Source organism: uncultured Succinatimonas sp. (genome assembly GCF_905203285.1).
GTDB lineage: Bacteria > Pseudomonadota > Gammaproteobacteria > Enterobacterales > Succinivibrionaceae > Succinatimonas.
Window position 1 is genome coordinate 1 of sequence record NZ_CAJKVK010000078.1, and the last position, 9,212, is coordinate 9,212.

General features: G+C 38.3%; 11 protein-coding genes. 5 read left to right on the forward strand and 6 right to left on the reverse strand.

What is annotated here, in order from left to right; genetic code table 11:
• Positions 1 to 95 precede the first annotated feature (95 nt).
• From QZ019_RS07810 to QZ019_RS07825, 4 genes are all read right to left on the reverse strand, one after another.
• A complete protein-coding gene (locus QZ019_RS07810; protein WP_295483907.1) occupies positions 96 to 710 on the reverse strand; it encodes a flavodoxin in 615 nt (204 codons plus the stop codon).
• Between the two features lie 14 nt (positions 711 to 724).
• A complete protein-coding gene (locus tag QZ019_RS07815) occupies positions 725 to 1,153 on the reverse strand; it encodes a cyclophilin-like fold protein (protein ID WP_295483909.1) in 429 nt (142 codons plus the stop codon).
• A 232-nt stretch (positions 1,154 to 1,385) separates the two neighbouring features.
• On the reverse strand, positions 1,386 to 2,429 hold the full coding sequence (locus tag QZ019_RS07820) for an alpha/beta hydrolase (protein WP_295483913.1): 1,044 nt from the start codon (positions 2,427 to 2,429) through the stop codon (positions 1,386 to 1,388).
• Between the two features lie 25 nt (positions 2,430 to 2,454).
• Positions 2,455 to 2,973: a cyclophilin-like fold protein gene (locus QZ019_RS07825; RefSeq protein WP_295483915.1), complete on the reverse strand. Its 519-nt coding sequence runs from the start codon at positions 2,971 to 2,973 to the stop codon at positions 2,455 to 2,457.
• Between the two features lie 257 nt (positions 2,974 to 3,230).
• Here QZ019_RS07825 and QZ019_RS07830 point away from each other — a divergent pair, with 257 nt between their 5' ends.
• From QZ019_RS07830 to QZ019_RS07845, 4 genes are all read left to right on the forward strand, one after another.
• Complete coding sequence (locus QZ019_RS07830; RefSeq protein ID WP_295483917.1) at positions 3,231 to 3,725, forward strand: cupin domain-containing protein; 495 nt, start codon at positions 3,231 to 3,233, stop codon at positions 3,723 to 3,725.
• Positions 3,726 to 3,736: 11 nt separating this feature from the next.
• The gene (locus QZ019_RS07835; protein ID WP_295483921.1) at positions 3,737 to 4,513 is read left to right on the forward strand and encodes a carboxymuconolactone decarboxylase family protein; all 777 of its coding nucleotides are present in this window, start codon (positions 3,737 to 3,739) and stop codon (positions 4,511 to 4,513) included.
• Positions 4,514 to 4,657: 144 nt separating this feature from the next.
• Positions 4,658 to 5,191 (forward strand): GNAT family N-acetyltransferase, encoded by a 534-nt coding sequence (locus tag QZ019_RS07840; RefSeq protein ID WP_295483924.1) that lies wholly within the window; start codon positions 4,658 to 4,660, stop codon positions 5,189 to 5,191.
• Between the two features lie 174 nt (positions 5,192 to 5,365).
• Positions 5,366 to 7,015: an FAD-dependent oxidoreductase gene (locus QZ019_RS07845; protein ID WP_295483925.1), complete on the forward strand. Its 1,650-nt coding sequence runs from the start codon at positions 5,366 to 5,368 to the stop codon at positions 7,013 to 7,015.
• A gap of 82 nt (positions 7,016 to 7,097) precedes the next feature.
• Here QZ019_RS07845 and QZ019_RS07850 read toward each other — a convergent pair whose 3' ends face one another.
• Positions 7,098 to 7,445, reverse strand: coding sequence for a lipocalin family protein (locus QZ019_RS07850; protein ID WP_249085042.1), 348 nt, complete (start codon positions 7,443 to 7,445; stop codon positions 7,098 to 7,100).
• 211 nt (positions 7,446 to 7,656) lie between these two features.
• Here QZ019_RS07850 and QZ019_RS07855 point away from each other — a divergent pair, with 211 nt between their 5' ends.
• Positions 7,657 to 8,898: an MFS transporter gene (locus QZ019_RS07855; RefSeq protein WP_148514386.1), complete on the forward strand. Its 1,242-nt coding sequence runs from the start codon at positions 7,657 to 7,659 to the stop codon at positions 8,896 to 8,898.
• Here QZ019_RS07855 and QZ019_RS07860 read toward each other — a convergent pair.
• Positions 8,869 to 9,212 (reverse strand): TSUP family transporter (locus tag QZ019_RS07860; protein ID WP_295483931.1); only part of this gene is annotated, 344 nt, incomplete at its 5' end. The two genes, QZ019_RS07855 and QZ019_RS07860, sit on opposite strands and share 30 nt — an antisense overlap.

Consider the following 9,212-nt stretch of genomic DNA (forward strand, 5'->3'; position numbering starts at 1 on the left):
ATCTAGTGTCTAATATAATAGACACTAGATCAGTAAAAACTCGCAACTTTTAGGTGCTTAATTACGGGGAAAATGAGATGAATTTAGATGTTTAATTAAAATTGAAGTTCATTTAAAAATTCAGTTACAGCTTCTTTTGTTTCTGCATCATCTGCAATCATGCCGCCGCGTCTTTCAAAACCGTCCAAAACATTACTGTCAGGCAATGCGTCTTCCAAATCACTTTGGCTTCTGCCTAAACGGCTTCCCTCATGCGTGCAGACAGGAATAACGTTCTTTCCTTTTAAATCAACATTATCAAGGAAAGTTGCTACTGCCATAGGATAAGTACCCCACCAATTCGGGAAGCTGATAAATACTGTATCGTAGGCAGACATATCAGGAATTTCCTGAAGCTCAGGTCGGGCTTGAGCATCCTGCTCTTCTTGAGCCATATCTACGGTTTCATCATAATCGGCAGGATATTTTTTGACAGTCTTTAATGAATAAAGATCGCCATTGGTAGCTTCTGCAATCATAGTCGCAAGAACTTCAGCATTACCTGCTTTCTTGTCAGCCTGTGAGTCATTAGATGCCATTTCCCTGTTTTGCAACAAAGTAAAATACACCACGGCAGTTTTGTGATTAGAAAAATCTGCCGCGTATACAGAACCAATACCGCCAATACATGCAGCAGCCAAAACACCTGCAGCTAAAAATTTTTTAAACATTATCTATCTCCTTTTTATTTAATTTTGAAACTGACTTCACTGTCGCCTGACTGCTCCAAAGCTGAAATTGCGTTTTCAGGCATTGATCCTATAGGAGCCAAATCGCTCGAACTTGAATAAGCTTTTCTAAAAACAGCCAAATTTCCCCACGGCACGTAATATGTCATATCACCGCGTTTTACCGATAAATGACTGTCGTAACCATCCATATCAAGCCGTTTAGGAAGATAAGCAACACGTTCATTTGATCCGAAATTCTCAAAACTTAGAGTTAGTGGCAAGGAGTTTAAAAATAATTTACCTGCTTGCGTATTCTCATCAACAGTTACTTTGTAATCAGTATCTGCGATAGTCATAATCACATCTTGTGCCATAACTTCATTTCCTATAAATCCCAAAGATAAACAAAGAGCAAGCTTTAATGAAATCGACTTTTTTAACATATGCCATCTCCAAAGCTGTTAATTCATTTGCTTTTCTACAAGAATATCCGCATTTTCAAACCTTGAAAAATACTATATTCATATAGTGATCTATACCTTTTAGCTATGACGTAATATGAAAGATTTTTGTCTGACAAAAGAGTGTACTGTTCATGATTTTTATTTATAAAACATAAAGTTCCAGATCAAAAAAGCCGGCAGTAAAGCCGGTATAAATTTATAGAAACAAGGATTACTCATTAACAAAATTTTTATCTAAAAATTTATTGATGATTTCATAATGTTCAATAGTTTCAGGAGCATTAGCGTTTAGATAGTACTGGGCGTGAGATAAAGCTTCATAGACAACCAAATCAGTGTTGACATCATTTAGCAGCAAACGCTTATGCATGCGTACCGTATTGCTTAAAAACAAATCGCGGGTGCCTGAAATGAGCAGCGTAGAAGGAAAATCTTTTAAAGCTTCATCTGAAGCATAAACCGGAGACAGCAACGGATCTTTAAGATCTGCTCCGTTTGCGTATGCTTGCGCTGCAGCTTTGATTAAATGATCATAATTGCCAAGAACGTTATCAACACCGTCATTTACAAAATAACTATCCCCGATTTTATCCAAATCAGCCCATGGCGTGCCTGAGACCAAAGCTTTTGGCTGAGAAATTCCTGCCTCATGAGCCTGTAATGACAAAATCAAAGTCATAGCTCCGCCTGTAGAAGTACCGAAAACCGCAATATTTTCAGCACCATATTCTTTAACAAGTTCTTTGTATACAGAAAATGCGTCATCAATTGCAGCAGGGAATGGATGATCAGGCGCTAATCTATAATCAACGCAAACAATTTTGTAATTATGTAGACCGGATAAATATATAGCTTCAGCTGTTCCGCCGACGCCGCTGCCTAAAACATAACCACCGCCGTGAATATATAAAATGACTTTATCTTTTTTCTCTGTATCAACTTTTACAGGTGTTAAAGTAAAAGTTCTAACCCCGGCGACTTTTCCTTCACTGATATCTACATTGTATTTTTTAGCAAGTGCAAACGCGTTTGCAGCACCTGCTTTAGCAAAATTGTCGGCAAGATTGTGCCATTCATTAATATTTTGAGGAACAACCTGCCATAGAGGAGGAGTGTTTGCATTGACTGTAACCGCCATTTCCGGACTTAAAGTAGATGGCGCGCAAAAATTATTACGCTCAGGTGAAACTGCGCACCCTGACGCAAAAACAGTCAATAAAACAAGAGGTAAAACTATTTTTAACTTATTACTCATATCGGGCTCCTTAAACTTTACATTTTTACTTTGCAAGCTCTATAAGCACATCGTAACTTCCTGACAAGTCACTTATATTCTTTAAGGGACAATCAATAACTCCGATATTAATCTGCGAGCCGTATACGGAAGAGTGTTCTTCGTCTTCAAATAAAATCGTGAAGTAATTGCCGTCTGTTGCAAAATCAATATCCCCGTTTAGCCACCCAAAATGCTCATCTTCTTTTTGATAAGGAAGAGGATCTTCCATAACACCGCAAAAATCATGGCTGTAGCGATTAAGCCTTACCGTAATCGGCAAACGGTCAATTAAAGCCTGCGCCGTATAACCGTCATTTAAAATTCCGGGGATAATCGTGTCGCCAAAATGCATATTAATTTTCGTACCTTCCTTTAATACGCGCGTCGGCATGGCAGAATTATCTCTTTGCATTAAAGCATTATCTGATGCTGTCACCTTGTTATCTGCAGCTACCGATAAAGACACTGATGCAGCAAGAAAAAGTGCCGCGATTGATCCTTTGATCACCATTTTTCCTTCCATCAACAATTACTCCCCAAACCGGCAAAGATAGTCTATTTGATAGGACAAAGATAATGGCGGCAAATGGCAATTACAAATACTTTGTTTTTATAAAAATCTATACCTAAAAAGCATGAACTAAATGAATGTCAGAGATATAAACATCTAATCTAAATAATACTTTTAAAGCATTAATAGTTATATAAATATAGTATTTTACAATAGATAAAATCTAAGCTAATTTAAAAAACAAAGAACTTATACTTGAGGAATTTGTCATGAAAAAATTGTTACCGTTACTTCTTTGTTCATCAATATTGGCAACAGGAGCTGCCGCAGCTGGAGAAACAGAAGAAAAAATGAAAAAAGCCCCTATTGATACCGTGTTTACACAAGGCGCAATTAACCCCTACGGCAAATTCTTTACCGGAACGTCATATCTAACAATGCTTTCAGAAAATGACTCCGTATTCAATGCGCCAATCGGCAATGTCACCTTCGAGTCAAAAACTCGTACCAACTGGCATAAGCATTCAGGCGGTCAAATCCTTTTGGTTTTAAGCGGAGAAGGACGTTACCAGGAACGCGGCCAAGCTGTACAAATCATCAAAAAAGGCGATGTCGTAAGAATTCCTCCTGAAGTTGAGCATTGGCACGGCGGCGGAATAGAGACATGGATGACCCATATTTCCGTTGAGACCAATGTGCCTAACAACAAATCAACCTGGCTTGAACCTGTGTCGGATGAAGACTTTATGTCAGATCCTCAATAAAGGTATACAGTATGAAAAAATTTTTACATTTACTTGTGGCAGCCGCATTGGCAACGACTGTTGCGTTCGGAGGAAATGTCATGGCACAAAATAGCAGCGAAGAAAACACTACTGAGCTTTATCAAATACTAAATCGCGTAACGACTAAAGAAACACCAAGCTATGTTTCTTTATCTCCTAAAATGCAGTCTTTAGTCACTATTGCAACATTAAGCGCATTGGGCGATGAAGATCTGCTTTCTGCAAATATCAGCAAAGCATTAAAAGACGGAGTTACCCCTGTAGAAATTCGTGAAACCATCTATCAAGGAATGGCTTACGTCGGTATGTCTTATATAACCCGCGCAGAAAAAGTTTTCATGCAGGAATGCAAAAAAGCTGATATAGCTTTACCGCTTCCTTCTGCAATTACTGTAAATGATGACAATCGCTTTGATGAAGGTCTTAAAGTACAAAAGGGGATCTTCGGCGCCGGCATTGATGCTATGCATAATGCCGCAAAAGAAGATGAGAAACACTTGTCTATCGATCTTTTAACCGGTTTTTGCTTTGGCGACACCTACACCAGAACCGGTCTTACGCTAAAAGAGCGTGAATTCTTAACCTTTGTTTACATCAGCACATTAGGCGGATGCGAGCCGCAGGTTAAAGCACATGCAGCCGGAAACATCTCCGTAGGGAACAGCCGTCAAATGTTAATCGATGCTTTGATCGTAATGGTACCTTATATCGGTTTCCCTAAGACATTAAATGCCTTTGGCATGGTAAATGAAGTTACCAATAATTAATTGAAGTAAATATTCTTTACATTGATCCCGAGGTTTTCTCGGGATATTTTTATGTAATCACGCTGCTTGATCCGTTGAAAATAGTACTGCTTTTCCTTAATATCCCCAGATAATATGCATATTAATAAAAATAAGGAAATCTAAATGGCCTTAATCATTAGAAAAGCAAAAGCTGAAGATATCAACGCGATCGCAAATATATATGCAAAGATCCACTCTATCGAAGAGCAAGGTTTGGTAACTATCGGCTGGCAAAGGGGAGTGTACCCAGAAAAGGAAACAGCCCAAGCTGCCTTAAAAAGAGATGACTTATTCGTCGCCGAACAAGACGGGCAAATTGTCGCCAGCGCGATCCTTAATCAGCAGCAGGTTGATGTATATGACAAAGGCAACTGGCAATATAAAGTCCCTGCAGACAAAGTTATGGTAATGCATACTTTAGTAGTTGATCCAGACTTGCAAAAAAGCGGACTGGGAAGAGCCTTCGTCGCTTTTTATGAAAAATACGCTCTAGAGCAAGGATGTCCGTACCTTAGAATGGATACCAACGCTAAAAATACCAACGCAAGAAATCTCTATAAAAAACTTGGTTACTCGGAAATCGGCATCATTCCCTGTGTTTTCAACGGCATTAACGGCGTTGATTTAGTTCTACTTGAAAAGAATGTTGCAAAGTAATCGATCATTATTCGCATGACTTAAATTTTCCGCTTTATGCGGAAAATTTTTACATTCCACAACTAACATACCCTATCTTATTTTTCATATCTATCTGCATCAAGAGCATTTGGCCAACTGTTCAAGAAATGCCTATAATCTACTGAGTGTTTTACAAAATATAAGAAGGGAAAAATGCATATTGTAATTGTAGGCGGAGTCGCTGGAGGCGCAGCCTGCGCGGCAAGATTGCGCCGTCTTGATGAAAAAGCTCAAATCACCATTGTAGAAAAAGGTTCATATGTTTCCTTTGCCAACTGCGGTTTACCCTATTTTTTATCCGGAGTTATTACTGACAGAGACAACCTCTTTGTAGCTGACAAAAAACTTTTTGAAAATCGCTTTAATATAAACGTTCTTGATAACACCGCCGCTACTTCTATTGATCGCGCCAATAAATGCGTAACATTACAGGATAAAAATAAAACTTATTCCTTAAATTATGATGTCCTGATTTTATCAACTGGCAGTACTGCAATCGTTCCGCCTTTTGCATCCGGCATTGACGGAGTGTTTACCTTAAGAACCGTACCTGATGCCGACGCCATAAAAGCCAGGATTAAAAATTGTGATGCTAAAAAAGTGCTTGTCGTAGGCGGCGGTTTTATCGGACTTGAATGTGCCGAAAACCTTAATCATATAGGTATTGAAGTAACTCTTGCCGAAGGAGCTCCTCAGGTATTGCCGCCTTTTGATTTTGAAATGGCGCAATTTGTTCATCAGGAATTAAAATCTCACGGGATTAAGCTTAAATTAAACTCCCCTATTACCAACATATCCCATGAAGGCGACAAGCTTAAGGCCGAATTTAAAGACGGCTCTTTCTTATTTGATGCAATAATTCTTGCTATTGGCGGCAGACCTAATTCAGTGCTTGCAAAAGAAGCCGGTCTGTCTTTAAACGATCGCGGATTTATAAAAGTCAACGACTTTATGCAAACAAGCGATCCTGACATCTACGCTTTAGGTGACGCAGTTGAAATTAACGATCCGCTTTTAGGCGGTAAAACATCTATTGCCCTTGCAGGACCTGCAAACAAACAGGCCCGGGTTCTGTGCTCTCACATAGCTAAAAACTTGTTAAATAAAGATTTGCAGGTTTTTCCCTATAAAGGAGCAATGGGGGCCAGCATCGTTAAAGTATTCGGCATTGAAGCAGCAAGCGTCGGTTTAAATGAAAGATCACTAAAAGGAAAAGTCGATTGTGATGCCGTTTGGCTGCATCCTAATCAACACGCAGGTTATTATCCAAATGCCGCACAATGCCATCTTAAAGTCATTTATGACAAAAAAAGCTTTAAGTTATTAGGCGCGCAGGCTGTCGGAGCGGAAGCTGCCAAACGTATTGAGATCATGAGTGCTTATTTAAGCAAAAACGGCTCGATTGACGATCTGGCATATCACGAGCAAGTTTATGCTCCGCCGTTTAGTTCTGCCAGAGACGGAATTAATTACGCCGGCTGCATACTTGAAAATATACGCGACGGTTTAGTTAAGACGGCGCGCTTTGACGAATTAAATACTCGTTTTAAAGACGCGATTTTTATTGATGTTCGAACTCCTGATGAATTTAAACAGCGTCATATTCCGGGATTTATCAATCTGCCGCTTGACAGCCTGCGCCAAAATTTAAATACGCTCAATAAAGATAAAGAAATAGTCATTACCTGTGCCGTAGGCATCAGAGGCTATAACGCCTGCAGAATTTTAAATGCCTACGGCTTTAAGACTTATAATCTTTCAGGCGGAGTACTTACCTACTTTACTGCAAATTTTAAAGCTTAAAATTTAAAATTGCATAAAACGCAATAAAGCGCTGCTTCAAAATTAAGCAGCGCTTTTAAAAACTTACTATATTTTTAAGACATTACTGCTGTCTATGATAAGTTATATTCAAATTTCCCTTTTTTAAAACAAGCTCATTATCTGTAACTTTTTCAATAGTTAAGATATCGGTGAAATCTCCGCTTTGTCCATTACCGATACTTTTACCTGATAGAATCAACTTATTTCCCTGTTGATCCCATTTTTCATACTGTAAAGTTGCCATATTGATAGAAGAAGCTTGTCCGCCTTTTGCAAGCTCTATTCCCTGAATGTTATTTTCCATTCCCGGAATCGGCTCCACCCATCTGCCCTCAAGGCTTACTGTTTCACTACAAGCAATCACCAGTGCCGAAGCAATACAACTTATTAACAATAACTTTAATTGCATTTTCAAGCCCCTTACTTTGCAAACTTATCATCCGACGCAATTTACACAAAAATTATTAGCAGAAACATAGCAGCTGTTACTAAAAGATCTCAAATCTAAAATTTTTCTTACTTACAAAATAAAAATTTTGTAAAAAATAAATTTTTCCTCTTTTAAAGTCTTTCTTTTAGGCAGATAATTGCGTCCGCAAAATCAAAGTAAAAACAAAATTATGTCCAAGTCATCTGCCAATATTCTTACCTTTATAAGTTCATCTCTTGCCGTTATAAGTTGTTTTATAGCAACATCCATGCCCATATCTTTAATGGCATTATGGGCTAAAGAACTTAATATGAGCTCAGCCCAACTTGCCGTTACCATGCTTTCCTACTTTTTAGGCTGCATCGTTTCTTTATTGTTTTTAGCAAAACTATCAAATGCTCTGGGACGTAAAAAAGCAGTACTTTGCGCTTTAATCTGCGCATTTGTGTCAACAATATTTTTTATTGACTGTACAAATGTATTTTTCTTGAATGCAGGACGCTTTATACAAGGCATATACTGCGGCATTATTACAGGATCGGCGATGAGCTGGGCGGTGGATTCAGCCCCTCCCGGAAAAGAATGGCTCGGTACTGCCATGAGCGTAGCCGGAGCTTCGTTGGGTTTAATGACCGGATCGCTTATTGCCGGTATCGGAGTTAACTTTAATCTTATAAGCGCTGACAGACTTTTTGAAATATTTTTAGGTTTTACTGTCTTTCTTGCTGTTTTAATCTGTCTTTCAAAAGAAAGTCTTAATACTAAATTTTCAGTAAAAAAGCTTATAACCGTACTTTCACCTACCTTCAAACTGCCTAAAGGAAAAACTGCTTTTTTTATTATGGCAGCTATAGGCTACATAGGCAGCTGGGGACAGACTTCTTTTTTTCAGGCTTTAAGCTCAAAAATAGCTCTTTTATTGTTTAACGATCAAGATAACGTTATCTTGCTTACTGCAATCATTTACCTTACCGTAACACTGCCGAACGCAGTAGGCGGTTTTACTGTAGGAGGATTAAACCCAGCCAAATCGTTAAAGCTTATCATGCCGCTTACTTTTATAATCGGCAGCATGATGTTTTTAACCATAGCTTATCCGCACGTTGTTATCTTTTTTATTACCTTGACTTTACTAAGTTTTTTAATCGGAGCCGGATTGTCTTTATTATTAAAAATACTATTAGCCGGCTCGGCAGTCACGGAACGCGCCGATATTATCTCATTTTTATATTTTATGGCTTATGTCGGATCGGCTTTACCAAACTTTCTTATCGGCAAAGTTTTTACTAACGCTACTTTCATACAAATTTCTTTTGCCTTTATTGTTTGGATATTTCTATACACGTCTGCAGTTTTTATCTTAAATATTTATTTATCCAAGCCCAAAAAGACCTATAAAAAACTAAACTTTAAAGAAACAGACAATACCTGAAACCAGCAACAATATATTGGATAAAAGCAAAAAACCTTTACCGCTTATTTTGTGATGAAGTCTGTTACCTAAATACACTCCAAGCAAAGATGGAATTAATATATAAAAACTCAATAGAGAATTTTGCGGAGTTATTTCCCCGACAATTCCTTCCTGTATAAGCAATATAGTATTCAATACTACCCACAATACAGAAAGAGTAGCTCTGAACTCCTCTTTGCTTTTAAAAGTATGCACCGCATAAACTACAACAAAGGCGCCGCCTGACACGAAAAGGCCTTGCATAAGACCTGCGCACAACATCACGAATACCA

What these genes read in the sequence shown, in the direction of transcription:
- QZ019_RS07815 (WP_295483909.1), bottom strand. Translation starts at nt 1,153, where the DNA reads ATGTTAAAAAAGTCGATTTCATTAAAGCTTGCTCTTTGTTTATCTTTG.
- QZ019_RS07820 (WP_295483913.1), bottom strand. Translation starts at nt 2,429, where the DNA reads ATGAGTAATAAGTTAAAAATAGTTTTACCTCTTGTTTTATTGACTGTT.
- QZ019_RS07855 (WP_148514386.1), top strand. Translation starts at nt 7,657, where the DNA reads ATGTCCAAGTCATCTGCCAATATTCTTACCTTTATAAGTTCATCTCTT.
- QZ019_RS07825 (WP_295483915.1), bottom strand. Translation starts at nt 2,973, where the DNA reads ATGGAAGGAAAAATGGTGATCAAAGGATCAATCGCGGCACTTTTTCTT.
- QZ019_RS07810 (WP_295483907.1), bottom strand. Translation starts at nt 710, where the DNA reads ATGTTTAAAAAATTTTTAGCTGCAGGTGTTTTGGCTGCTGCATGTATT.
- QZ019_RS07835 (WP_295483921.1), top strand. Translation starts at nt 3,737, where the DNA reads ATGAAAAAATTTTTACATTTACTTGTGGCAGCCGCATTGGCAACGACT.
- QZ019_RS07840 (WP_295483924.1), top strand. Translation starts at nt 4,658, where the DNA reads ATGGCCTTAATCATTAGAAAAGCAAAAGCTGAAGATATCAACGCGATC.
- QZ019_RS07850 (WP_249085042.1), bottom strand. Translation starts at nt 7,445, where the DNA reads ATGCAATTAAAGTTATTGTTAATAAGTTGTATTGCTTCGGCACTGGTG.
- QZ019_RS07830 (WP_295483917.1), top strand. Translation starts at nt 3,231, where the DNA reads ATGAAAAAATTGTTACCGTTACTTCTTTGTTCATCAATATTGGCAACA.
- QZ019_RS07845 (WP_295483925.1), top strand. Translation starts at nt 5,366, where the DNA reads ATGCATATTGTAATTGTAGGCGGAGTCGCTGGAGGCGCAGCCTGCGCG.